This window comes from Amycolatopsis orientalis (assembly GCF_000943515.2).
Classification (GTDB): domain Bacteria; phylum Actinomycetota; class Actinomycetes; order Mycobacteriales; family Pseudonocardiaceae; genus Amycolatopsis; species Amycolatopsis orientalis.
The window spans coordinates 8,080,636-8,105,000 of the sequence record NZ_CP016174.1 but is presented as its reverse complement, the minus strand read 5'-3'; the positions used below and the strand labels follow the sequence as shown (position 1 = coordinate 8,105,000).

At 67.0% G+C, this 24,365-nt stretch carries 23 protein-coding genes and 2 rRNA genes (1 of these 25 running past the window's edge); 16 read left to right on the top strand and 9 right to left on the bottom strand.

The window, feature by feature from the left end:
- Together SD37_RS35120 and rrf are read left to right on the top strand one after the other, a co-directional pair.
- Window positions 1-975, top strand: a 23S ribosomal RNA gene (locus SD37_RS35120) (it extends 2,160 nt beyond the left edge of the window).
- Between the two features lie 83 nt (window positions 976-1,058).
- Window positions 1,059-1,175 (top strand): 5S ribosomal RNA (gene rrf / locus SD37_RS35115).
- Window positions 1,176-1,419: 244 nt separating this feature from the next.
- On the opposite strand, the gene SD37_RS35110 is transcribed toward rrf, so the two are convergent.
- A complete protein-coding gene (locus tag SD37_RS35110; RefSeq protein ID WP_044856378.1) occupies window positions 1,420-1,866 on the bottom strand; it encodes an Lrp/AsnC family transcriptional regulator in 447 nt (148 codons plus the stop codon).
- Between the two features lie 107 nt (window positions 1,867-1,973).
- Here SD37_RS35110 and SD37_RS35105 point away from each other — a divergent pair, with 107 nt between their 5' ends.
- From SD37_RS35105 to SD37_RS35085, 5 genes are all read left to right on the top strand, one after another.
- Window positions 1,974-2,426 (top strand): rhodanese-like domain-containing protein, encoded by a 453-nt coding sequence (locus SD37_RS35105; protein WP_044856377.1) that lies wholly within the window; start codon window positions 1,974-1,976, stop codon window positions 2,424-2,426.
- An 84-nt stretch (window positions 2,427-2,510) separates the two neighbouring features.
- On the top strand, window positions 2,511-3,266 hold the full coding sequence (locus SD37_RS35100; RefSeq protein WP_044856403.1) for a type 1 glutamine amidotransferase: 756 nt from the start codon (window positions 2,511-2,513) through the stop codon (window positions 3,264-3,266).
- Window positions 3,267-3,361: 95 nt separating this feature from the next.
- Window positions 3,362-4,492 (top strand): inorganic phosphate transporter, encoded by a 1,131-nt coding sequence (locus SD37_RS35095; RefSeq protein WP_044856376.1) that lies wholly within the window; start codon window positions 3,362-3,364, stop codon window positions 4,490-4,492.
- 108 nt (window positions 4,493-4,600) lie between these two features.
- The gene (locus tag SD37_RS35090) at window positions 4,601-7,582 is read left to right on the top strand and encodes a bifunctional [glutamine synthetase] adenylyltransferase/[glutamine synthetase]-adenylyl-L-tyrosine phosphorylase (RefSeq protein ID WP_044856375.1); all 2,982 of its coding nucleotides are present in this window, start codon (window positions 4,601-4,603) and stop codon (window positions 7,580-7,582) included.
- A gap of 119 nt (window positions 7,583-7,701) precedes the next feature.
- Window positions 7,702-8,136, top strand: a complete 435-nt coding sequence (locus SD37_RS35085; protein ID WP_044856402.1) for an acyl-CoA thioesterase — start codon at window positions 7,702-7,704, stop codon at window positions 8,134-8,136.
- A gap of 87 nt (window positions 8,137-8,223) precedes the next feature.
- Here SD37_RS35085 and glnA read toward each other — a convergent pair whose 3' ends face one another.
- Window positions 8,224-9,648: a type I glutamate--ammonia ligase gene (glnA, locus tag SD37_RS35080; protein ID WP_044856374.1), complete on the bottom strand. Its 1,425-nt coding sequence runs from the start codon at window positions 9,646-9,648 to the stop codon at window positions 8,224-8,226.
- Between the two features lie 172 nt (window positions 9,649-9,820).
- On the opposite strand from glnA, the gene SD37_RS35075 reads away from it, so the two are divergent.
- A complete protein-coding gene (locus SD37_RS35075; RefSeq protein WP_173426457.1) occupies window positions 9,821-10,306 on the top strand; it encodes an RDD family protein in 486 nt (161 codons plus the stop codon).
- Window positions 10,307-10,364: 58 nt separating this feature from the next.
- On the opposite strand, the gene SD37_RS35070 is transcribed toward SD37_RS35075, so the two are convergent.
- A complete protein-coding gene (locus SD37_RS35070) occupies window positions 10,365-11,318 on the bottom strand; it encodes a hypothetical protein (protein ID WP_083255172.1) in 954 nt (317 codons plus the stop codon).
- Between the two features lie 102 nt (window positions 11,319-11,420).
- Complete coding sequence (locus tag SD37_RS35065) at window positions 11,421-12,149, bottom strand: DUF4191 domain-containing protein (RefSeq protein WP_044856372.1); 729 nt, start codon at window positions 12,147-12,149, stop codon at window positions 11,421-11,423.
- Between the two features lie 64 nt (window positions 12,150-12,213).
- On the opposite strand from SD37_RS35065, the gene SD37_RS35060 reads away from it, so the two are divergent.
- The 6 genes from SD37_RS35060 (at window position 12,214) to SD37_RS35040 (ending at window position 16,744) form a co-directional block, all read left to right on the top strand.
- Complete coding sequence (locus SD37_RS35060; RefSeq protein WP_044856371.1) at window positions 12,214-14,301, top strand: ATP-dependent DNA helicase UvrD2; 2,088 nt, start codon at window positions 12,214-12,216, stop codon at window positions 14,299-14,301.
- 217 nt (window positions 14,302-14,518) lie between these two features.
- Window positions 14,519-14,785: a hypothetical protein gene (locus tag SD37_RS35055; RefSeq protein ID WP_044856370.1), complete on the top strand. Its 267-nt coding sequence runs from the start codon at window positions 14,519-14,521 to the stop codon at window positions 14,783-14,785.
- A gap of 167 nt (window positions 14,786-14,952) precedes the next feature.
- Window positions 14,953-15,336, top strand: a complete 384-nt coding sequence (locus tag SD37_RS35050; protein WP_065913044.1) for a WhiB family transcriptional regulator — start codon at window positions 14,953-14,955, stop codon at window positions 15,334-15,336.
- On the top strand, window positions 15,333-15,590 hold the full coding sequence (locus SD37_RS42280; protein ID WP_081736618.1) for a hypothetical protein: 258 nt from the start codon (window positions 15,333-15,335) through the stop codon (window positions 15,588-15,590). The genes SD37_RS35050 and SD37_RS42280 overlap by 4 nt, the downstream gene beginning before the upstream one ends.
- A gap of 108 nt (window positions 15,591-15,698) precedes the next feature.
- Window positions 15,699-16,568: a class I SAM-dependent methyltransferase gene (locus tag SD37_RS35045; protein WP_044856368.1), complete on the top strand. Its 870-nt coding sequence runs from the start codon at window positions 15,699-15,701 to the stop codon at window positions 16,566-16,568.
- Window positions 16,565-16,744, top strand: a complete 180-nt coding sequence (locus SD37_RS35040; RefSeq protein ID WP_044856401.1) for a hypothetical protein — start codon at window positions 16,565-16,567, stop codon at window positions 16,742-16,744. Before SD37_RS35045 ends, SD37_RS35040 begins: the two co-directional genes overlap by 4 nt.
- Window positions 16,745-16,748: 4 nt before the next feature.
- Here SD37_RS35040 and SD37_RS35035 read toward each other — a convergent pair whose 3' ends face one another.
- From SD37_RS35035 to SD37_RS35025, 3 genes are all read right to left on the bottom strand, one after another.
- Window positions 16,749-17,663, bottom strand: coding sequence for a hypothetical protein (locus SD37_RS35035; RefSeq protein WP_044856400.1), 915 nt, complete (start codon window positions 17,661-17,663; stop codon window positions 16,749-16,751).
- A gap of 142 nt (window positions 17,664-17,805) precedes the next feature.
- Window positions 17,806-19,146 (bottom strand): ABC1 kinase family protein, encoded by a 1,341-nt coding sequence (locus SD37_RS35030; protein WP_044856399.1) that lies wholly within the window; start codon window positions 19,144-19,146, stop codon window positions 17,806-17,808.
- 77 nt (window positions 19,147-19,223) lie between these two features.
- A complete protein-coding gene (locus SD37_RS35025; protein ID WP_044856367.1) occupies window positions 19,224-20,258 on the bottom strand; it encodes a hypothetical protein in 1,035 nt (344 codons plus the stop codon).
- A gap of 163 nt (window positions 20,259-20,421) precedes the next feature.
- On the opposite strand from SD37_RS35025, the gene SD37_RS35020 reads away from it, so the two are divergent.
- The gene (locus SD37_RS35020; RefSeq protein ID WP_037321257.1) at window positions 20,422-20,988 is read left to right on the top strand and encodes a M48 metallopeptidase family protein; all 567 of its coding nucleotides are present in this window, start codon (window positions 20,422-20,424) and stop codon (window positions 20,986-20,988) included.
- 6 nt (window positions 20,989-20,994) lie between these two features.
- Here the strand turns inward: SD37_RS35020 and SD37_RS35015 are convergent, their stop codons facing one another.
- Window positions 20,995-22,350 (bottom strand): zinc-dependent metalloprotease, encoded by a 1,356-nt coding sequence (locus SD37_RS35015; protein WP_044856366.1) that lies wholly within the window; start codon window positions 22,348-22,350, stop codon window positions 20,995-20,997.
- Between the two features lie 203 nt (window positions 22,351-22,553).
- Between SD37_RS35015 and SD37_RS35010 the strand changes: the two genes are divergently transcribed.
- Window positions 22,554-23,558, top strand: coding sequence for a YlbL family protein (locus tag SD37_RS35010; protein ID WP_201788932.1), 1,005 nt, complete (start codon window positions 22,554-22,556; stop codon window positions 23,556-23,558).
- Between the two features lie 124 nt (window positions 23,559-23,682).
- Here the strand turns inward: SD37_RS35010 and SD37_RS35005 are convergent, their stop codons facing one another.
- Window positions 23,683-24,231, bottom strand: a complete 549-nt coding sequence (locus SD37_RS35005; RefSeq protein WP_044856364.1) for a PPA1309 family protein — start codon at window positions 24,229-24,231, stop codon at window positions 23,683-23,685.
- Between the last annotated feature and the right edge of the window lie 134 nt (window positions 24,232-24,365).

Genomic DNA, 24,365 nt, shown 5'->3' with positions numbered 1-24,365 from the left:
AAGGTAGCGAAATTCCTTGTCGGGTAAGTTCCGACCTGCACGAATGGCGTAACGACTTTCCGGCTGTCTCAACCACAGGCCCGGCGAAATTGCACTACGAGTAAAGATGCTCGTTACGCGCGGCAGGACGGAAAGACCCCGGGACCTTTACTATAGTTTGGTATTGGTTTTCGGTTCGGCTTGTGTAGGATAGGTGGGAGACTGTGAAGCTGGCACGCTAGTGTTGGTGGAGTCGTTGTTGAAATACCACTCTGGTCGGATTGGGAATCTGAACCTCGGACCATGATCTGGTTCAGGGACAGTGCCTGATGGGTAGTTTAACTGGGGCGGTTGCCTCCTAAAGAGTAACGGAGGCGCCCAAAGGTTCCCTCAGCCTGGTTGGCAATCAGGTGTTGAGTGCAAGTGCACAAGGGAGCTTGACTGTGAGACAGACATGTCGAGCAGGGACGAAAGTCGGGACTAGTGATCCGGCACCACCTGGTGGAAGGGGTGTCGCTCAACGGATAAAAGGTACCCCGGGGATAACAGGCTGATCTTGCCCAAGAGTCCATATCGACGGCATGGTTTGGCACCTCGATGTCGGCTCGTCGCATCCTGGGGCCGGAGTAGGTCCCAAGGGTTGGGCTGTTCGCCCATTAAAGCGGCACGCGAGCTGGGTTTAGAACGTCGTGAGACAGTTCGGTCCCTATCCGCCGCGCGCGTAGGATACTTGAGGAAGGCTGTCCCTAGTACGAGAGGACCGGGACGGACGAACCTCTGGTATGCCAGTTGTCACGCCAGTGGCATGGCTGGTTGGCCACGTTCGGAAGGGATAACCGCTGAAGGCATCTAAGCGGGAAGCCTGTTCCAAGATGAGGTATCCCACCCCTTGTGGGTTAAGGCCCCCAACAGACCATTGGGTTGATAGGCCAGAAATGGAAGCACAGTAATGTGTTGTCGAGTTGACTGGTACTAATAGGCCGAGGACTTGCCCACAAAGATGTTACGCATCCACTCTACAGCTCTGAAACACCACACAACCACCAGCAGGATTCGGTGGAGTGGTTGTTTCACAGTGTTTCGGTGGTCATAGCGTCAGGGAAACGCCCGGTCCCATTCCGAACCCGGAAGCTAAGCCTGACAGCGCCGATGGTACTGCAACCGAAGGGTTGTGGGAGAGTAGGACACCGCCGGACTAACATTAGAAAAGGCCCAGATCGGTCGAGAACCCCCGGTTCTCCCGATCTGGGCCTTTTTCCTATACCCCGCCCCCACCCCACGCGTTTAGTCCTCTCAACGCACACCCGAGAGACCTACCTCCCGCATCCAGAGGACTAAACGCAGACCAAGGCCGACCGGTCCACGCGTTCAGTCCTCTGGATGCGTCGACAGGCCAGGCGATACCAAAGGTCCCTTGCTCTCCCGCCGCGGGTTCAAGGGTCAACCGCACTGCCGGCCGACCGCGCGCCGCCGGACCGGCGACGAGAAGACCAGCGAAGTGGTCGTCTCCCCATAGCGTTGCATCCGCTCTACGAGCTCCTCGAGGTCCGCCGTGTTCCGGCACGCGACCCGCACCAGCCAACACTCGTCGCCCGTAACGTGATCGGCGTCGAGCACCTGAGGCAGCGAGAGGATGGTTTCCCGGAAGCGCGGGGTATCGAGGCTCCGCACCTTTGCCCGGACCATCGCCTCAATGGGCAACCCGAGCTTCGTCAGATCCACACTGGCCGAGTACCCGGTGATGATCCCCTTCTCCTCGAGTCGCCTCACCCGCTCGGTCACCGCGGGGGCCGACAACGAAACCCGCCGACCGAGTTCGGAGAAGCTCAGCCGCCCGTCGGACTGGAGAAGTTCGAGCAGCTGCCAATCAAGAGCGTCGAGGTTCACGGAACTCCAGGTCGATCGTCGTGTCCGCCAAGAATCTCCAGGCTAACCGGCGGCAATGCCTGGGTTCGCCACTGTCCTTGACGATCGCTGGACAGCACGATTGAGGCATGACGACCGAACCCCGCGTACTGACGTTCCCGGCCCTGGACAGCGCGACCGCAGCCGCGCTGCTTCGTGCGGAGCTCGCCCTGGACGTGGACCCCGACGACCTTGTCCGCGATCTCGCCGCCGGTACCCAGCACGGATACGTGATCGTCGAGACGCGGGCCTCTGAAGCTTTCTCCTCCGCTCGCATCCCCGGCGCGATCAATCTCCCGTACCGGGACATGACCCCGGAGTCCGTCAGCCGGCTTGATCGAGACCTGGTCTACGTCTGCTACTGCGAGAGCATCAACTGCAACGCCGCGACCAAGGGAGCTCTCAAGCTCGCGGAACTCGGTTTCAAGGTCAAACGCCTGTCCGGCGGGCTCACCGCGTGGCAAGCAGCCGGCTATCCCGTCGACCGGGAGACACCCGCCCTTTCCCTCGCCTCCGCGCCCACCCCCCGCTGCGCTTGCTGACCGGAGGAGCAGGGGACCCTTGCTATCGCCCCCTCCGAGCCGACAGCAAAGGTCCCCTGCTCGCCACGGTCGTAGGCTGGGGTGGTGACCGCTCCCAAGTTGCTCGTCATCCAGCCAGACGAATCAGATCCGATCGGCCCCTTCGGTGATTGGCTCACCGAAGCGGGCGCTGAGCTAGATATCAGGCTGTTGCCCGGCCAGGCCCTTCCCAGCGCTCTTGGCGAGTACGCGGGCGTCGTATGCCTGGGCGGAGGGATGGGCGCGAATGATGACGCCGCCCATCCCTGGCTGGCGGACGTTCGGAAGCTGCTTTCGAAGGCCGTCGGTGCGCGCATCCCGACGCTCGCGATCTGTCTTGGCAGCCAGCTTCTCGCGGCGGCTTTGGGGGGCGCGGTGGCTGAAGGTGATCAGGGACCGGAAGTGGGACCAGGACTTGTGTCCAAGAAGGACGCCGCCTGGACCGACCCGCTCTTCGCGGACCTCCCGCTCATGCAGGATGTCCTTCAGTTCCACAACGACGCGATCACTCGGCTTCCCGCGGGTGCGGAACTTCTCGCTTCCTCGCCCCGGTATCCGAACCAGGCCTTCCGTTTCGACCGTTGTGCCTATGGTGTCCAGTTTCACATCGAGACGACGCCCGAGATCGTCCTCGACTGGGCACGGCAGTCTCCGGAAATGGCGGAACTCACCCGGCCGGACGCACTGACCCCGGAGAACCTGGCCAAGGTGCATGCCGATATCACTGAAACCTGGCGACCGTTCGCGCACCGCTTCGTCCGACTGGTGTCTGGTGACCTCGCTCCGGCTGCGGAACGTCAACGCACGTTACCGATGGCTTAACGGCGTATGTCTCAAATGGGTATGGGTTATTAACGCTGCGGTCTTGCCGTCAGGTACCTTGCGCGAAGGGAGTATCGAAGGGTTCGGAGGTCGGGGTGGAGCCCTCAGTGTTGGTCGTGCTCGTCGTCGTCACGGCCCTAATTTTCGATTTCACGAACGGGTTCCACGACACGGCCAACTCGATGGCGACGTCGATCGCCACCGGAGCGCTTCGCCCCAAGGTGGCGGTGACGATCTCCGCGGTCTTGAACCTGGTCGGAGCCTTCTTGTCGGTCGAGGTGGCCAAGACCATCTCGAATGGACTGGTCGACGACACCAAGATCGGACCGGCGATCGTGTTCGGCGGCCTGGTCGGGGCGATCGTGTGGAACCTGGTCACCTGGTTCGTCGGGTTGCCGTCCAGCTCCTCCCACGCTTTGTTCGGCGGGCTGATCGGCGCGACATGGGTCTCGGCCGGATCCGACTCAGTCCACTTCGGAAAGATCGTCGAAAAGGTCCTCGTCCCCGCGGCGCTGTCGCCGGTCCTGGCGGGGCTTGTCGCGATGATCGTGACGTACTTCGTCTATCGGATCTTCGTCCGTCACGGCCGCACCTCGGGCTTCCGTGTCGGCCAGATCATCTCGGCTTCGCTCGTCTCCCTCGCCCATGGCACGAACGACGCCCAGAAGACCATGGGCGTCATCACGCTGACGATGATCACCGCCGGGACCCTTCCCGCCGGCGCCGGCCCGCCGCTTTGGGTGATCGTCAGCGCGGCGTTCGCGTTGGCACTCGGTACGTATCTGGGCGGCTGGCGAATCACCTACACGTTGGGCAAGGGCCTGACGGACATCGACGGCCCGCAGGGCTTCGCCGCCCAGACGAGTTCGGCGGCGGTCATCCTCGCGTCGACGAACTTCGGTTTTCCGCTTTCGACGACTCATGTCTGCTCAGGCGGCATCGTCGGCTCAGGCGTCGGCAGGCATGAGTCACCGGTCCGCTGGCGCACCGCCGGCCGCATGGTGATCGCCTGGCTGTTCACGCTTCCGGCGGCGGCCATCGTCGGAGCTGCCGCCGGCCTCGTGACTTCCACAGGCACCGTGGGCACCATCGCCGTCGGTGTCGCGGGCCTGTTGGTCGGCATCGGGATCTACCTGCTTTCGCGGCGCAGCCCCGTCAACGCGGGCAGCTTCACCACCCCCGCGCCGACCGTTCCCGAGCCGGAAGTCGGCAGGATCGCCGCTTAGGAGGGCAAGGGACCTTTGGTGTCGCCCCTTCTCGGCGACACCAAAGGTCCCCTGCTCCCTTGCGCGTCCACCTGGTCATGGGCCGCAGGACGACTACGGTGGAAGCCGATGGTTGAGCGCGCCAGGCCGACCGCTTCCGTGGCGAGATACGGCTTCACCGATCCCCGTGCCGACGGGCAGCTCCGTGCTGCCGGTTGGTGGACCGAATCCGGCCCGGACGGCGCCGCCGCCGACGTGTTGTCTGCACTGTCCCGTGCGGCGGACCCAGACCTCGCCTTGAGCGGGCTCGACCGGATCAGGGAGGCCGACCCGGCCGCCTGGACTGAGCTCGACCAAGCGCTTCGTGTGAATCGCACCTTCCGCGGCCGGATGCTCGGCGTCTTGGGCACATCGAGTGCGCTCGCGGATTTCCTGGCCGCGAACACCGACTGCTGGAAGACGCTCCAGGGCGACAAGAGCACTGAGCCGGAACGGTATGTGAGCCGGCTCCTGGACCATTTGCGCTCGGAAGGTGAGTTGCTCACCGGGCTCGAGGCAGAACAGGCCCTCCGCGTTGGATACCGCGAACTGCTCCTCGGGATCGCGGCGGCCGACCTCGGCCATCTCGTCGAACCCGGGCTCTACCACCCACCCTATGCCGAGATCGGAGCTCAGCTCACCACGCTGGCCGAAGCCGCGCTCACAGTGGGCCTACTGGTCGCGGAGTCAGAAGTGGGTGCCGGCGTCGAAGGCCGGCTGGCCGTGATCGCGATGGGCAAATGCGGCGGTCGAGAGCTGAATTATGTGAGCGACGTGGACGTCATCTTTGTCGGAGATGGCGACATCTCCGTCTCGACGCGGCTGGCCAGCACGATGATGCGCGTAGTCGGGAAGGCGTGCTTCGAGGTCGATGCGGCGTTGCGTCCGGAGGGCAAGGCGGGTGCCTTGGTCCGGACCCTCGACGGACACGCGGCTTACTACCAGAAATGGGCCAAGACCTGGGAGTTCCAGGCCTTGCTCAAAGCGCGGCCGGTCGCGGGTGATGCCGAACTCGGGCGTCAGTACGCGGAGATGGTCGCGCCGAAGGTGTGGACGGCCGCCGATCGCGAGAATTTCGTCCCCGAGGTGCAGAAGATGCGGCGCCGCGTCGAAGGCCACGTGCCGTCCGCGCACGCCGAGCGGGAACTGAAGCTGGGCCGTGGCGGCCTTCGTGACGTCGAGTTCGCCGTGCAGTTGCTGCAACTCGTCCATGGTCGGATCGACGCCGAACTACGTTCTCCGTCCACGATGGACGCCCTCGCCGCCCTCGGCGAGGGCGGGTACGTCGGCCGCACGGATGCCGCGGAGCTCGGGTCGTCGTACGAATTCCTCCGGACCATCGAGCATCGGCTCCAGCTCCGCCGACTGCGGCGTACACACCTCTTCCCTGCCGCTTCGGACGCCACCGAGCTGCGAACCATCGCGAGGGCGAGTGGAGTGCGGCCCGCCCGGGGGCGCAGCGAAGGCGACGTCTTGCTCGCCGAGTTCCGTCGGCACCTGCAAAGCATCCGCCGTCTTCACGAGAAGCTCTTCTACCGGCCGCTGCTGCAATCCGTCGCGAACGTGCCGACCGAAGCTCTGCGGCTGACGACGAAACAAGCGGAAAGCCGCCTCGCCGCGCTCGGTTATGCCGCCCCGGACGGAGCGCTGCAGCACATCAAGGCGCTGACCGCGGGAATGTCCCGGCGGGCTGCCATCCAACAGGCGCTGCTGCCGGTCTTGCTGGACCTTCTCGCCGACACCCCGGACCCCGATCGGGGACTTCTGTCGTATCGCAAGGTTTCGGAAGCGCTTGAAGAAACGCCCTGGTATCTCAGGGTTCTTCGGGACGAAGGCGCCGTAGTTGAGCGGCTCGCCTTCTTGCTGGGCACGTCGCGACTGATCCCGGACCTGCTGGTGAGAGCGCCGGAAGTGCTGCAGCTGCTCGGCGACCCCGCCCGGTTGACCGGTCGTACTCCCGCGGAAGTGGCCACGTCGCTACGGGCCACAGTCCGGCGGCAGCCCGGCCTGAACGCCGCGGTCGCCGCTGCGAGATCCCTGCGCCGGCACGAGATGCTGAGGATCGCATCGGCCGATTTGCTGGGGTTGCTCGACGTCCCGTCGGTCTGCGAGTCGTTGTCGAGCGTGTGGGCCGCCGTGCTGCAGGGCGCGTTGGCCGCCGCTTATCGCCAGCGCCAGGCGGAGCTCGGCCGGACGCCCGCGAAGATCGCCGTCATCGGTATGGGCCGCCTCGGCGGGGCCGAGCTCGGCTATGGGTCCGATGCGGACGTCCTGTTCGTGTGTGAGCCCTCCGAGGGGGTGTCCGACTCTGAAGCAGCGAAGTTCGCTTCGTCGGTCGCCGAGACGGTTCGCAAGATTCTCGGTGCGCCCAGCCCAGACCCGGCTTTGGTCGTCGACGCCGATCTCCGTCCGGAGGGACGGAGCGGTCCGCTGGTCCGGACTCTGGAGTCCTACCGCAGCTATTACGGGCGTTGGGCGGAGGTCTGGGAATCGCAGGCGCTGCTTCGGGCCCGGTTCATCGCCGGGGACGACGAGCTCGGTGCTCGGTTCATCGAGATGATCGACCCCATTCGATATCCCGAGGCGGGTCTCGACGCGGTCCGAGTGCGGGAGATCAGGCGGATCAAGGCGCGGGTGGAGACGGAGCGGATGCCCAAGGGGGCGGACCCGACCCGGCACACGAAGCTCGGTCGCGGCGGGCTTGCGGATGTGGAGTGGACTGTGCAGCTCATGCAACTGCGGCACGGGCACGAAGTGGCGGGGCTTCGGACCACATCGACGATCGAAGCGCTGAAGGCAGCGGTGGAGGCGGGGCTGGCGGAGCCCGCCGAAATCGAATCCCTGACCGAGGCGTGGCTGCTGGCGACACGCGTCCGGAACGCCGGGATGCTGGTCAGGGGTAAGGCCGTCGACGAGATCCCCAGCTCCGGTCGTGATCTGGCCGCGGTCGCCCGGGTGCTCGGCTACTCGGCCGACGACGATCCCGGCGAGTTTCTCGATGCGTACCGGCGGACGACGCGACGTGCCCACGCGGTCGTGGAGACCCTCTTCTACCAAGATCGACCGCTCTGACCTGCGGGAAGTGAGCAAGGGACCTTTGCTATCGCTTGGTCTGCGCTGGAGCGGCGACAGCAAAGGTCCCTTGCTCACACTCGGCGTCGCGGATGAGCAGCGGCGCTTACAGTGAACCGGTGACTGTGCGCGAGCCTTTTCGCACCCGGATCAAGGTGCGTCACTATGAGTTGGACACCCTGGGGCATCTCAACCACGCCGTTTATCACTCGTACGGCGAGGTCTCCAGACTCGAGCTGATGGAACTCGCCGGCGGACTCAACGCGGGCATGCGAGACGCGAATCTCGCCTTCGTGCTGCTCGAGTCCCACATCGTGTTCCGGCGTGAGCTTCGGGCCGGTGATGTCGTCGACGTGACCTGCGACGCCAAGTTCGGCACCGGCAAGACCTTCCACATGGACTCGAACATCTACAAGGTCGACGGCACCCTCTCCGCGGAGATCACCTGCACGCTGGGACTGATGGACCTCGAGCGACGCAAGCTCGTGGACGACCCGCGTGGCCGCATCGAGCGCGCCGGCGTCGACCTGAAGGTTCTTTCCACTTCGGAGTAGCCGCCCTTCCGGACCCAAAAAAACGCCGGTGGTGAGGGCGCTTCCGCACCTCACCACCGGCGTGCTCTTGGTGTTGCTACCGCACGATCACACGTCGTAGTACAGCGAGAACTCGTACGGGTGCGGGCGCAGCCGCAGCGGGTCGATCTCGTTCTCACGCTTGTAGGAGATCCACGTGTCGATCACGTCGGGGGTGAAGACGCCACCCTCGAGCAGGTAGTCGTGGTCCGCCTCCAGCGTGTCGAGCACCGTGCCGAGGTCACCCGGAACGAGCTTGACGTTCTGAGCCTCCTCCGGCGGGAGCTCGTAGAGGTCCTTGTCGATGGGCTCCGGCGGCTCGATCTTGTTCTTGATGCCGTCGAGACCGGCCATCATCATCGCCGAGAACGCCAGGTACGGGTTGCCGGACGAGTCCGGGCACCGGAACTCGGCGCGCTTGGCCTTCGGGTTGTTGCCCGTGATGGGGATACGGACACAGGCCGACCGGTTCCGCTGCGAGTACACCAGGCTGACCGGGGCCTCGAAGCCCGGCACGAGCCGGTGATACGAGTTGACGGTCGGGTTGGTGAAGGCCAGCAGGCTCGGCGCGTGCTTGAGCAGACCACCGATGTAGTGGCGGGCGGTGTCGGACAGGCCCGCGTAACCGGACTCGTCGTGGAACAGCGGCGTGCCGTCCTTCCACAGCGACTGGTGGCAGTGCATGCCCGAGCCGTTGTCACCGGCGAGCGGTTTCGGCATGAAGGTCGCGGTCTTGCCGGCGGCGAACACGGTGTTCTTCACGATGTACTTGAACAGCTGCAGGTCGTCCGCAGCGTGCAGCAGCGTGTTGAACTTGTAGTTGATCTCGGTCTGGCCGGCGGTGCCCACCTCGTGGTGCGCGCGCTCGATCTCGAAACCGGAGCCCTGCAGGTTGCGGACGATCTCGTCGCGCAGGTCAGCGAAGTGGTCGACCGGCGGGACGGGGAAGTAGCCACCCTTGAACTTCGTCTTGTAACCCTGGTTGCCGCCCGGCACGTCGGCGCCGGTGTTCCACCAGCCCTCGACGGAGTCGATCTCATGGAACGACGCGTGCTCGGCGGAGTCGAACCGGATCGAGTCGAAGATGTAGAACTCGGCCTCGGGGCCGAAGTACACGTTGTCCGCGACGCCGTACTCGGAGATGTACTGCTCGGCCTTGCGCGCGATGTTGCGCGGGTCGCGGCTGTACGCCTCACGGGTGAACGGGTCGTGCACGAAGAAGTTCAGCGAAAGCGTCTTCGCCTTGCGGAACGGGTCGATGCGCGCCGTCTCGGGGTCCGGGAGGAGCAGCATGTCCGATTCGTGGATCGACTGGAAACCACGCACCGAGGAGCCGTCGAAGGCGAGGCCTTCTTCGTAGGCTTCTTCGTTGAACGCCTTCGCCGGAACGGTGAAGTGCTGCATAACGCCGGGCAGGTCGCAGAACCTGACGTCGACGACCTCTACGTTCTCGTCGGCGATAAGGCGCTGAATGTCGTCTGGAGTAGTGGGCACCCTCGGTGACTCCTTCTCGTTCGTTGCCGGCGGCAGTACTCTCTTCGGCTCACGCTAAGAGCGCGGTGTTGCCCGACCGTCACCCGTATGTTTCGCCGGTGTTAACGGGTCGGCGATATCGGGTAGTCGACCAGGGCGAATGTGGTCCACGCCACCGGCATACCCTGGATGGGTGGCGAGATGGACCGGAGAATGGCTGCCCGGAGCCGGGGACGGAACGACGGCCGGTGGAGAGGGTACTCAGCGGTGGCGCGGTGAGCGACTCGGCTTACCTCAATCGGGTGTTGGATCGGTGGCGGGCGGCGGACCTCGTCTTCTTGGTCTGCTCGTCGACCTGGTCCTCGCCTCATTGGTCACCACGCTGTTCGTGACGCCCAGTCTTCAGGATCCGGCCGTCATGCAGACGTTCAACCTCTGGTCAGTGGGCGTCTGGGCCGCCATCACGATCATCCCCGTGACTTTTTTCGGCTTCACCCCTGGTATGGCGGCCGTCGGAATCCGCGTCGCCAGGCTCGACGGCGCGCAGATGGTCGGAGTGTGGCGCGCCGTCGTGCGGGCGGCGCTGACTTTCGTGATCCTTCCGGCCGCGATCCGCAACATCGACGGCCGGAGCTGGCTCGACCGATTGACCGGAACCGTCGTCATCCGCATGCGGTGACCTCCAGCGGGGGAGCAAGGGACCTTTGCTCTCGCTCGCCCTCCGGGGGCGCGGCTGCTCAGGCCGCCGGTGCCGCGGGAGTACCGCCCAGCTTCGGAGGCGGTCGTTGCTGAGCCCGATGGTGAGCCGCTCGCAACTCTTGGATCACGACCAACGGCTCGTCGCGGAGTTGGGCCGGTCGGACCCGGACGACGATGACACCGTCGACGACCAACGCGGGTGTTTCGGGCCTCTCGGCTGGTTCGAGGGCAACCTCATCGTGGCGGATTTGCAGGGCGACGCACGCCTTCGGCCACCAGACCTCGGCGACACCTATGACCTGTCCGTCGAGAGATCGGAACTCGGCATTTCGCTCTGGCCTGGGCAAGCCGCTGCGCTCGAGCACGGTCTCCAACCACTGCTCCACGGCGGAGTCGACGCCGTCCTGGAGGGCGCCCACGACGAGGCGGGGCAGTGCCGACCCGATCGTGCTTGCCTGAGCCAGCTCGTTCCGAAGTTCCTCTGGAGTGCAGAGCCCGCGATGGACAGCATCGTGGATCATCGCCCGTACAGACGCTAGTTCGTCCATCCGGCGAGCCGCGTCGATGAGGGCCCGGGCGAGTGGCGCTACCGGCAGTCCGTCGATCTCGACCGGCTCCGGCAGGTGGATGGTTCGCTCGACCACGGTGAATCCCCAGGTGGCAACCTTGCTGCGGTGGGGGATCAACGTGTGAGCCCGTCTTTCTGGAGGAAGTCTCCGCACTCCGTACAGTCTGGCCGCCTGGACGCCGGTGAGCATCGCGTCCGGGCCCGCGTGAGTCAGCGCGACCTTCAGAAGCTGCCGCCTGGTCGGCGTGGCGTCGGTCAGGAGGATGACACCGGGAATCGGACGTCGCCACGGGCCGCCTTCACGACAACGGCGAGAGATCCAAGAGTGGGAATGCCCTAGGGCGACAAGTGCCGCCCGGGCGGCCACGCCGTCCGGGAACATCGCTGCCAGCGCCTTCTCCCGGGCGCTCGAGGTTCCGTCCACACAGTGATCATGCGACCACCCACCGACAGTTTTCGCCCGGAAACGATCAGGGGTCCTTTACTACCGCGGGCGGTAGTAAAGGACCCCTGATTCTCGCTCTGGTCAGCGGCGGCGGATGGTGCGCTGAACGTTGCGCATCTTGGCGCCGGCAGGCATCGGGCCCTTGGGCATCGCGGCACCACGGTTGCCGAGGGCGGCCAGCTTCGCTTCCAGCGCGTCGACCTGGGCCGGCTTGAGGTTGCGCGGGAGCTTCATGAGGTAGCCCTGCAGCTTCTTCAGCGGCACTTGCTGCTCTTCGTTCCCGATGATCACGTTGTAGATCGGGGTCTCACCGATCAGGCGGGCGACGCGCTTCTTCTCTTGGGCGAGGAGGGACTTCACCCGGTGCGGCGCGCCTTCGGCGACGAGCACGACACCCGGGCCACCGAGCACCCGGTGCACGGCGTCGAGCTGGGTCGTGGCCGCCACGGTCGGCGTCACCTTCCAGCGGCCTCGCATGTTCTCGAGTGCCCAGGCCGCGGCGCCCGGCTGTCCGTCGGCCTTCGAGTACACGGTCTTCTGGACTCGTCTGCCGAAGATGATCACGGCGGCGAGTGCGCCGAGCAGGATGCCCAGCGGCAGCAAGACCCAGTGGACGTCGAAGATGAACCCGATGCCGAATACGACGCCGGTGATGACCAGGAGCGATCCGGCCATCCAGGGGATGAGCGCCTTGTCTTCCTTGCGCTGCATCTTGAAGGCCTCGAAGATCTGCCCGCGGCGAGCCTTGCTCGCGGCGCGCTTCTCCTTCTTGGCCAGCTTCGCTGCTTCCTTGTCCTGCTTTCCCGCCATGTGACCAGGATACGGCCGCGTGCCCTGCGCCGATCCCGTCGGGCCCTCTGCGAGGATCGGGGACGTGGTTAGCGCATCGTCCCCGAAGAGTCGTCCAGGCCTGCTCGATGGGCTCGATCCCGAGCAACGTGCCGCCGCCTGCGCCCCGAGGGGGCCGGTCTGTGTCCTCGCCGGGGCGGGGACAGGCAAGACGCGGACGATCACGCACCGCATCGCCCATCTGGTCCGATCTGGGCACGTCGCCGCTGGTCAGGTCCTCGCCGTCACGTTCACGACCCGTGCCGCGGGCGAGATGCGCGCGCGCCTGCGGGGCCTGGGCGTCGACGCTGCCCAGGCGCTCACTTTCCACGCCGCCGCTCGTCGCCAGCTTCGGTACTTCTGGCCGCAGGTCGTCGGGGACCGGCCTTGGGAGCTGCTCGAGAACAAGTTCCGTTACGTCAGCCAGGCTGCCAACAAGGCCGGTCTCGGCACCGAGACGGAACTCCTGCGTGACCTCGCCAGTGAGATCGAGTGGAGCAAGGCCTCTTTGGTATCGCCGGACGACTATCCCGCCGTCGCCGCGCGTATGCAGCGGGACACCCCCGCGCCCGCGTCACAGGTCGCCGAGGTCTACCGCAATTACGAGAAGGTCAAGAACGCCGCGCAGGTCCTCGATTTCGACGACCTGCTCCTGCACACCACCGCGGTTCTCGAGGAGCACTCGGTGGTGGCCCAGGAGTTCCGCGAGCGCTACCGCTGCTTCGTCGTCGACGAGTACCAGGACGTCACCCCGCTGCAACAACGCCTGCTCGACGCGTGGCTCGGCGGTCGCGACGACTTGACCGTGGTCGGCGACGCCAACCAGACGATCTATTCGTTCGGTGGCGCTTCCCCCCGGCCGCTGCTGGAATTCACGCGGCGATTCCCCGAGGCGACGGTCGTGAGGCTCGAGCGGGACTACCGCTCGACCCCGGAAGTCGTGGCGCTCGCCAACCAGGTGATCGGTGCCGCGCGCGGCCGTCCCGCGGGGTCGAGGCTGAAGCTCGTCGGCCAGCGTCCGTCGGGGCCTGCCCCGCGTTTCGCCGAGTATGACGACGAGACAGCGGAGGCCGCCGCCGTCGCGCGCAGGATCCGTGATCTGCTCGACAGCGGGGTGGCGGCCAGCGAGATCGCGGTGCTCTACCGCGTCAACGCCCAGTCGGAGGCATACGAGCAGGCGCTGGCGGAGTTGGGCATTCCGTACCTGGTCCGCGGCGGCGAGCGGTTCTTCGCCCGGGCCGAGGTCCGGCAGGCGATGTCCGCGCTACGGATGGCGTCGACCGACGCGGACACAGGCGAGTTGGTGACCAGGGTCCGCTCTGTGCTCGCGAAGGTGGGACTCACCGACCAGCCCCCGGCCGGGGGTGCGGCGAAAGAGCGGTGGGACGCGCTGCTGTCCATCGTCGAGTTGGCCGAGGAGCATGCGTCCACCATCGACGACGCGGATCTGCCCAGGTTCGTGGCGGAACTCGAACAGCGGGCGAGCGCGCAGCACCCGCCGACGGTCGAAGGCATCACCTTGGCCTCGCTGCACGCGGCGAAGGGCCTCGAATGGGATGCCGTGTTCCTCGTGGGGCTCGCCGAGGGGACCATGCCGATCCTTCACGCGGACGGTGACGACGCGGCCATTGAGGAAGAGCGCCGTCTCTTCTATGTCGGCGTCACTCGAGCACGAGAGCATCTCTCGCTTTCGTGGGCGTTGGCCAGGACGTCGGGCAATCGCCGCAATCGACGACGCAGCCGGTTCCTCTACGGACTGATCCCCGAAGACCACCCGGCGGCGAGGGTCGCCCGGTCCCAGCAGCCGAAGCAGTCCGGCAACAAGGCACGGTGCCGGGTATGCGGCGGGCCGCTGCTGGAGACCCTGGACATCAAGCTGGGACGCTGCTCCCGATGCCCGTCCAATGTGGATGAGCAGCTGCTCGAGAAGCTGAAGTCCTGGCGAGGTGAACGTTCCCGCGAGCTCAAGGTGCCGGCCTTCGTCGTCTTCACGGACGCGACACTGGTCGCCATCGCCGAGCAGCGGCCGACCGATAACACAGCGTTGTGCGCCATCTCCGGGATCGGCGCGACGAAGCTCGAACGCTTCGGGGCGGAGGTTCTCGACGTCGTGAGGGCCTCGGTGGAGCCTTGACCGCGTCGTGGGCTTGATCCACGCGGCGAACCCGCTGCTCAGAGCCGATCTTCGTAGCTTCGACGGTTTTTCTGGAAAATAAGTTGCCCCGGTGTGGTCGAGGGCAATAACCTGCAGGTACCGGGCGGCAAGCGCCCGGGACTGGGGAAGAACTTCTACAACACAGCGTAGACCGCAGGGCGGATCGCGCGCGACAGAGAAAGGTGGTGCCGGTGAAATGAGGATCAACATGATGGTCACGAAACCGGGCACCCGTCTGTCCTGCGTCGCGGAAGTTCCGCAGGCTCAGCGTCAGGGCGCCTTCATGCCCGTGAGCATCCTCGCCGCCCGCGGCACTCAGCGTCTCAACCGGCGCTGGGTCACCGCTGACGAAACCTTCACGCACACCGCTGTCTTCGGTGGCGCGTACGTGAACGGTGGCGTCGATCTGCCGACCATCAAGCAGTTCCGTGTTCCGTTGTCCATACGGGAGCGAAGTTCCTGACCTAGTCAGGACTAGAGGCTCACGAAGGCCGCGGAACCGGTATCCGGATCCGCGGCCTTCGTGTTTTTTGCTGCACAAACAAGTTGGCTGCACAACCTAATTGGGGTTCAGCGTTGTCCAGTTCCACCGTCAGTACGAAATCCGTCACGGGACAAAGGAGTGCACACATGTCATCGGCCATAGCTTTCGCGCCGGGGGAGGCCCTGCCCTTCGCCGACGCGGGCGTCGTCGACCTGCTCGACGCCATCGACTCGCCCGAGTCGACGCTTCCCTGCCGTTCCGGCGACGCGGACCTGTGGTTCGCCGAGTCGCCGGCAGAACTCGAGCGCGCGAAGGCGTTCTGCGCGGACTGCCCGGTCCGTTCCGCCTGCCTCGCGGGCGCCCTGTCGCGGCGTGAGCCGTGGGGTGTCTGGGGTGGCGAGATCTTCGAGCGTGGCGTTGTCGTCGCGCGGAAGCGGCCCCGTGGCCGCCCCCGCAAGACCCCGGTCGTCGAGCCCGCCGCAGAAGTTTCTCCCGCGGCGCGCAAGGTCGAGCGGAGCGCAGCGGCATGACCGTCGAACCCATCACCACCAGGGATTACGAGGCGCGGACGGGTAACCGGACTCTCGCGCTGACCAAGTTGAACGAGATCAAGGTCGAGGAGACCAGCGAAATGTTGCTTTATGAAGAACTGTCCAGAGCCCGAATACGAGACCTGGAAGAGGGAGTCCGCGCACAGCGGGCTCGAAGCGGCGCACGCGCCGCGCGCAGGTGGACCCGAGTAGCCCGATGGGCCAGCCGGCGAGCGGAGCGCCTTCAGGCCTGACCGACCCACGGGGGGAGCGGGGGACCTTTGCTATCGCGCCGCGATAGCAAAGGTCCCCCGCTCCCCCTTGGGGGCGTGGTGCCGCCCGGGGTGGTGTTCACTGGGGGAATGGCCGTACACACGCACGACGACATCGACTGGGCGGACCGGCTTCGGTCGCTTCGCATGGCCGAAGCGCTCGATGCCGGACCGACGCGAGCGGCGGCCCGGCGGCTGCTGAAAGGTATGCCGGACGGGCCGACAATTCTCGACGTCGGCTGTGGCGCGGGCGGGATGAGCGTGCACTTCGCCGAGGAGCTCGCCTCCGCCGGCGCCAGGATCGTGCTGGTCGACGCGACCGAGCACCTGCTCGCCGAGGCCCGCCGTGCCGTCAGCGCGGCGGCGGGGGACAAGTCCACCGTCGAGACGATCCACGCCGACGTTGCCGACGACGGCTTGCCCAAGAAACTTCCATCTGCCGACCTCGTCTGGGCTTCACGCGTGGTCCACCACCTGCCCGATCAGCAGGCGGCGATCAACACCTTTGCCCGGCTCGCCCGTCCCGGCGGGCTGGTCGCCATTTCCGAAGGCGGTCTGGACTTCAACTGTCTTCCCTGGGATCTCGGCGTCGGCAGGCCAGGGCTCGAGGAGCGGCTGCTCGCCGCGCGTGGTGAATGGTTCGCCGAGATGCGGGCGGGCATCCCCGGTTCGGTCGCCATGCCCTACGGCTGGAACATCGCGCTGCAGCGGGCAGGCCTCGACGACGTCGATTCCTTCGGGGTGCTCATCCACCACCCGGCACCCGGACCGGAACTGCTGCGCGAGTTCGTCGTCGAGCGGGTGACCTGGCTGGCCGAGGTCGCAGGCGACCGGCTGAGCGGCGACGATCACAAGACCGCGGCCGCCTTGGTGGATCCGGCGAGCCCCGCCTTCCTCGGTGCGCGCCAGGATCTGTTCCTGCAGGGGGCGAAAACAATCCATTGTGGACGGCGGCCGTGAGCGACCGGGTCGGTTGCTCGTTGTGCGGCCGGATACGTGGCGTCGACGAGGATGCCACGCAGACACTCGCCTGGGTCTCCACTCGGGAGAAGAACATCGTGCGGTGGCTGTGTCCCGCCTGTGCCCGCCGCCACACGCGCGACATCGAGGGAAAGCTGCCGGACGAGTACTGGTGAGCCCTCAGGCGGCGTCGTCGATCCGGCCGATCGTGCGCACCTTCGGCCGGGGTGTCCGCGCGGCTTCGCCGTATGCCCTGACGAGTTCCTCCGCCACTTCCATCGGGACCCTCCTCAGCTGGTCGATGGTGCAGCGGACCAACACCGTCCCGGTCGCGGTCAGCGCCAGCGGATGAAAGTTCGCCGTCCCCGCTTTCGGCGCGCGGAACTGCCACGCCAGGCCGATGTCGTCCCACCACGCGTCGGCGGCGCCGATGGGCCGCCCACGCCGGTCGCAGATCGTCATGTTCCACGACGGCATCGGTAGCGGACAGCCGTCGAGGACCTTCTTCGCCAGTCCATGCGCGTAGGTCTCTTCAGGATCGACGCGGCGTAGAGCCGTTCGGACCGCGGCTGAGCCTCGCCGGTTACCGGCTTCGAGCTCCTCGCTGAGTTCGTCGAGCGTGCACAGGCCCCAGTACAGAGGGAGCGAGATCAGCTCGGCGATCCGCGCCGGATCGAGCTCCAGCCTGGCCAGATCGAGTACCGCCCGGGCAGGTGGGGCGAACGGAACGCCATCGATCAAGGTCGGCGCCGGCATCCGCGTGGTTCTTCGGGGCAGCATGCCGGGTTCCGCCGGCATGCGTCGATAGTCCGGGACGAGCAGATGGACCTCCCGCGTCGCCGGGCAGTCGACGCCCAGGGCGCGCAGCGCGTCGGCCCCCGTCACCACCACGTCCGGTCCGAACCGCGCGACGGCGGCCTGTAGCAGTTGATGTCGGGTGGGCGCGGAGTCGCGCAACAGGATCACACCCGGCATCAGCCTTCGCCAGGGACCACCGGGGCCGCAGAGCTTCGTGGCGTAACGCGCTGTCACGCCTGCTTTGCGCAGCTCGCGGCTGGTGATGATCCCGGACTCGCTGGAATTACTGAGCGCTATGAGTCGAGCGCTTCGTGTAGTGGCCATATAAAGAGGATGACCGTTGCGCCGTCCGGGTGGAACCGCTTCCCCAAAGTTGTGGACAACTCCCCGCCGCGACCCCGATTTTGGCTCAGTCCCAACGTTCCCTGTGGATAACTTCTCAGGCGGCGAAGCCCGGCTGCCACCGTTCGACGATCGCGCGGGCGGGGATTTCCGCATCGAGCTGGCAGAGGATGCCGGTCGATCCGGCCGTCACCCGGTGGATCATCAGGTACTCGGGCGGCAGGTTGAGCGAACGGCCGATCCGGAAATCCCGGCCGCGGGTGTCGCCGACCCGGCCCGCCTGACGCTGCATCCAGCGGCGGGTGAAATGGAACGTCTCGCCCGCCAGCGGTTCGGTGAACGGCGCCAGGTAGGCGAGCACGTCGTCGGCCAGCAGATCCGCGTCGGCCCGGATGAAGCCGGACTCCCTGAGCAGCCGCATCAGCTTCGAGGACTCGCCGTCGAGCGCCAGCCTGGTCATCTCGCCCAGATGCCGCGGAATGCCCTCGGGCAGCCGGGACACCCCGCCGAAGTCGATCACGCAGAGCCTGCCGTCGGAGGTCAGCATGAAGTTGCCGGGATGCGGGTCCGAGTGCAGGAGACGGGCCCGTTCGGGCGACGAGTAGTGGAACTCGGTGAGCAGGCGGCCGGCGCGATCCCGGGCCGCTTTGTCCCCGCCGGCGATGATCTTCGAAAGAGGGGTACCGGTGACCCACTCCGTGACGACCACCTTCGGAGCGCTGGCCACCACACGGGGGATCAGGAAGCCGGGAACACCTTCGAACGCCTTCACGAAGGCACGCTGGTTCTGGGCTTCAGCCTGGTAGTCGAGCTCTTCGTTCATCCGCTCGGCGAGTTCGGCCAGGAGGGGTTTCACCTCGGTGCCCGGCACGAAGGCCTGGAACAGCCTGCTGAAACGCTGGAGCTGGCGAAGGTCGCTCCGCAGCGCGTCGTCGGCCCCGGGGTACTGGACCTTGACGGCGACTTCGCGACCGTCGTGCCAGGTCGCGCGGTGGACCTGGCCGATGCTCGCGGCCGCGGCCGGTTCGTCGTCGAACGCGGCGAACCGCTGCTGCCAGGTGCGCCCCAGCTGTTCGGCGAGGACCCGGTGGGTCTGCCGGGCAGGCATGGGCGGTGCCGCGGCCTGGAGCTTGGTCAGGGCCTCGCGATAGGGCTTCGCCATCTCGTCGGGCACGGCCGCCTCGAAGACGCTGAGCGCCTGGCCGAACTTCATGGCGCCGCCCTTGAGCGTGCCGAGGACTTCGAAGAGCTGTTCCGCTGCTTTGGCGGACAATGTCGCGCTGACTTCTTCGGCGCTCTGTCCGGTCAGCCGTCGCCCCCAGCCGCCGACCGCCCGTCCTGCCATGCCGAGGGGGATACTGGCCAGCTTCGCCGTGCGCGCGGCCCCTTTGCGGGGGATGGCGGTTTCACGGTCCTCGGCGCTGCGGGAGTCGGTCACCTTCGCGATTCTGCCTTGATTCACTCCGCGCGCGCAGCCTGTCGAGGGCGTGTGTGTGGGCTACGTCGCTCGCGGTATCACCGGGCACCGCATCCGCAGGCGGTGTGCGGCGGCCAGTCGCGATGGCGGATCGCACCGTCGAAGAAGTCGATCTCGAGGGTGGCGTTCCAGGCGGGCGGCGCCTTGTCGGCGGGCGAGAGGAGCCGGAGCGCCTGGGCGGAGGCCAGCGCGGCGCAGGCCTGTACGGTGCCGAGGTCCGGCCGCTGAACGCGTCCCGCGAGCTGGCTCGCCACCCTGGGCCAGGACCCGTCGAGGGCAGAACGGTGCAGGTCGGCGCAGCGCAGGCAGCTGCTGCGGCCGGGCACGACCAGCGGCCCGACGATGCCGACCCCGTCCCGGACGCGCACCGGCAGGTGGCTGATGCCGTCCCGGACGAGTTCGTCGACCAGTTCGGGGGCGGGCACCACGGCGTCGGTGAGCAGCGCGAGTTCCGGCTGGCGGTCCGCGTAGAGCCGGGTCGTCGCCGTGTCCGTCCCGGCGCGCTGCACCACCTGCGCGATCGCTTCCCTGCGCGGCATGCCGATCTCGGCCTCCGTGTAGCCCGAACCCAGGTCCCGTTCGAGCACCGTTCCCGACGCCCGGATGTCGATATGCCCGATCCCGGCGTTGGCAAGCAGCACGGCGATGGCCACGGCCAGTCTGCCGTCGCCGTGGATGGCCACCGCGGCGCGCTTGCGGCGCGTCGTCATGGCCGCCTGGTGGTGACGGGTGCGGAGCGACCACAATCCCGTCTCCGGCCGCGGCCTCGGATGCCGCGGGGGTTCTCCCGCGTCGGTCAGGAGCCCGCGGGCCGTCAGGTCCGTCATCAGGTCTCGCAGCTGTTCGTCGTGTTCGCTCTGCGCGAGCACGATGTCATCGGCGGCCCGTTTTCCGTCCAGTCCGCGGAGCGCTTCGGCCACCTCAGTGGCTACTCCGGCGATCACCACGGCGTGCGCGGGGTCGAGGCCGATCTGGATGTCGCCGTTCCCGCGTTCCAGCACATCGAGGCCGGGAAGCAGGGCCGGGAAGGCGGGAATGACGATCGACCGGAGATCGGGTTCGCGAAGGTTCATGATCGCAGGATCGCACCGGTCCGCTAACCATCCACTAAGAAAACCCCGAGTTATCCACAGGTGGGTGTCGTTGTGGATAACTCGGGGCTGTGACCTTTCGGCTCTCGGAGTTGTCGGTGACTGGCCTTACCGTGGTCGAGTGGTCGAAGCACGGATGCCCTCATTGAGGAGCCGGGACAAGACGATTCCCCCGTCGGACACTCCCGAACACAAGGTCGAGGTACGGCGTAGCCAGCGCCGTCACCGGACCGTCACCGCGTACTGGGACGAGGACACCCTCGTCGTGCTGATCCCGGCCCGGATGACCCGGGCCGAGGAGAAGCACTGGGTAGCCGAGATGCAGCGCAAGCTGCTGCGCACGGGCCCGCGGCGGGCAGCCCCGCCGAAGGCCTCGGACGAGGCGTTGCTGGCGCGCTGCGCCGTGCTCTCGGCGAAGTATCTGGACGGAAAGGCGATACCGGCGAGCGTTCGCTGGGTGCCGCCGATGCGAACGAGGTGGGCGTCCTGCACGCCGGTCGACGCGACGATCAGGGTGAGTGATCGGCTGCGCCGGGTACCGGCCTGGGTGCTGGACTACGTCCTCGTGCACGAACTCGCGCATTTGAAGGAACCAGGGCACAACGCGGCGTTCTGGGAGCTCGTTCGCCGTTATCCCAAGACCGAACGCGCCATCGGCTACCTGGAGGGCCTGTCCTCCGCCGCCGGATGGGGCATCGCGGCGGAGGACTGACGTGCCTCAGTTCTTGTCTTCGTCGCCCTTGTCGTCGAGCTTGTCCTTCTCGCGCTGGGTGCGTTCGATCTCGGCGATCGGGTCGATGCCTTCGAGGGTCGACTCGCCGTCGCCGAGACGTTCGGCGAAGTCGAGCGGCTCGTCGAGGTCCTCGGCGGTCGGCATCAGGTCGGGGTGCGACCAGAGGCCGTCCCGCTTCTCGATGCCGTGCTGGTCACCGACCAGCTTCCACAATGCGGAAGCCGCCCGCATCCGCCTCGGTCGGAGCTCGAGGCCGACCAAGGTGGCGAAGGTCTGCTCCGCCGGGCCACCCGTGGCCCGGCGGCGGCGCAGCGTCTCCCGGAGCGCGTCCGCGCCCGGGAGGCGATCGCCGATGGCCTCGGCGACCACGACGTCGACCCAGCCTTCGACCAGGGCGAGCAGGGTCTCGAGCCGGTTCAGCGCCGCCTTCTGCTCGGGCGAGGTCTGCGGCTCGAGCAGGCCGGAGGACATGGCCTCTTCGATGCTGGCCGGGTTCGACGGGTCGATCTGGCCCGCGAGCTGCTCCAGCGCCGAGGTGTCGACGGAGATGCCGCTGGCGAACTCTTCGACGGTGGCGAGGAGGCGCTGCCGCAGCCAGGGAACGTGGGCGAACAGCCGCTGGTGGGCGGCCTCGCGCGCGGCGATGAAGACCAGCACCTCGCTGGTCGGCAGTTCCAGGCCCTCGGTGAACTTCTCGATGTTCGCCGGCAGGAGCGCGGAGGTGGCCGCGGGGCCTAGCGGAAGACCGACCTCGGTGGAGGTGAGCACTTCGGAAGCCAACTGAGCGAGGGCGTTGCCGAGCTGGGAGCCGAAGGCCATCCCGCCCATCTGCCCCATCATCGACAGGAGCGGGCCGGCGGCCTGTTTGGCCTCCTCGGGCAGGGCCTGAACCCAGGCACCCGAGACCTGCTGTGCGACGGGGTCGCAGAGGCGTTGCCAGGTGGGCAGGGTCTTCTCGACCCAGGCACGCGCGGACCACGCGACGGTCGTCGAGGCGCCGGCGGGCAGGATCGTCGCGGCATCGAGCCAGAGCTCGGCCAAATGGGCGGCGTCACGCACGGCCGTGCTGGAGTCGCCGCCGCTGGACGACGAAAAGCCGAGCTGGACGTCGCCGCCGCCACTGCTGCTGAGGTTCTGCAGCGCGATCTGTTTCGCCAGGTCGTAGTTGACCGGCCCGGTCGAGCTGCCGGCCTGGCTGAGCATCTGGCCCAGCTGGCTGAGCATCTGACCGAGCTGATTGAAGGCCTCGGCGCCGGAGGGCTGGCCGCCGGAGTCCGACGGCTCGTTCTCGCCTCGTTTGTCGGGATCGGGCGGTCCGAAGCCGAACGGGGGTTTGCTCATGGCACCACCGTACGCGGGTCCTGGGATCCGGAGCTCGTCAACTGGAGTGATGAGCGTGGCCTTCACCGAGAAGCGAACACAGTCACCGTACGCTGTCACGCGTGACAGAGCCCTCGGAGGAGACCACAGCAGCGCGGAGCCGTGCGGGCTCCGCGAGTGACCAGGACCGCTCCGAACGGCGGTTGACCCGGCGTGGCTGGACGATGGTGGTCAGCGGCGCGTTGTTCGTGGTCTTCGCGCTGGTCGGGTTCTTCATCCCGGTGCCGTACGTGGCGATCAGCCCCGGCCCGACCTACGACACACTCGGCAAGGACGTCGCCGGGCAGTCGGTGATCCAGGTCAACGGGCACGAGGTCTTCCAGACCTCGGGTGAGCTCCGCATGACGACGGTCTCCCTGCGCGATGGCGGCATCACGTTGTTCAACGCGCTCGGGCTGTGGGCGAGCGGCCGGTACGCGCTGGCGCCGCGTGAGGAGTACTTCAAGCCGGGTGAGACCAACGAGCAGGTCCGCCAGGAGAACATTCAGCAGCTCCAGGACTCGCAGACCGCTGCCCAGGTCGCCGCGCTGCGCCGCAAGTTCCCGGTCAAGGTGCTCGCGAAGACGATCGTCTCGGGCAGCCCGGCGGACAAGGTGCTCGCCCCGGGCGACCGGCTGATGGTGGTCAACGGGCAGACGGTCAAAGAGGCGACCGATGTGCGGGCCGCGCTGAACGGCACCAAGCCGGGGCAGACCGTGCAGATCACCTTCAAGTCCGACGGCCAGGCCGAGCGCACCGTGCCGCTCACGCTCGCGCAGCGGCCCGACGGCCCGGAAGGCTTCATGGGCCTGACCGCTGTGGACCGCGCGGATGTCCCGTTCGACGTGAAGATCTCGCTGCAGGACGTCGGCGGCCCGTCGGCCGGCTTGATGTTCGCGCTCGCGATCGTCGACAAGATGGAACCCGGGGACCTCGCCGGTGGCAGGCATATCGCCGGGACGGGCGAGATCTCGGAGAAGGGTGTCGTCGGCGCGATCGGCGGCATCTCGTTCAAGGTGGTCGGCGCCCGCGAGGCCGGTGCGACCGACTTCCTCGTACCCGCGCACAACTGCGCCGAGGCGAAGACCGCCGCGCCCGAAGGCCTGAACCTGATCAAGGTGTCCACTCTGGACGAGGCGATCGCGCAGCTCGAGAACCTCAAGGCGGGACGGCCCACCGCCTCCTGCTGACCGCCGGGGGAGCAAGGGACCTTTGCTATCGCCCCGCGAGTACTGAAGAGAGCAAGGGACCTTTGGTATCGCCCGGCTTGCGTCCTGGCCGGCGATACCAAAGGTCCCTTGCTCTTTTCGCAGGTCAGGGGAGAAGGGTCGCCTTCAGGGCTTCGAGCAGGTTAGGGGCCAGCTCCGGGTTCTCGATGATCTCGTCGACAGGGACATCACCGGGCTCTTCGGCCTGTCCGGCGCCGCGAAGCCGCATGACGCACGCTCCGGCGCCGTCCCGCAGCACCGCGGCCACGAGCCGGGCTTCGGTGCGGCGCGGGTGGTCGGCAGCCGCTTGGCGCAGACGCTCGGCATCGGTCTCGGGCACGACCGGAAGCTCGGCCTCCGCGTCCGGCGGCAGCACGATGATCTCTTGTGCGAGCGCGCATCCCAGCACCAGATCCGGCCACGCGATCTGCGCCAGCGCCTCACCGAGATCGCCATCCGGCAGCGCTTCCTGGGCGACCGGCGTCAGCGGGGCCGACGGGTCGAGTTGCCCGGCCAGCTCGGGCTGCTCGTCCAGCAGCGCCGCGGTGGGGACCAGCGCGAACAACTGCGGCGGCTGATCCCATCCTCCGGAGGCGACGAACTCCTCGACTTCGCGGGCCAGGCCGGCCACGCCCTGCTGCTCACTCGGTGCCATTCGCTTATCGTTCCAGGCGGTCAGGACAGCGGCCGTCCGAGTCCGGTTTGGGCGGGTTCCGGGAACTTCTGACGGCATCCGTAGAGTTAGAGCATCAGGGGCCGCACGCGGTACGCGCGCCCCCGCGAAAAGTT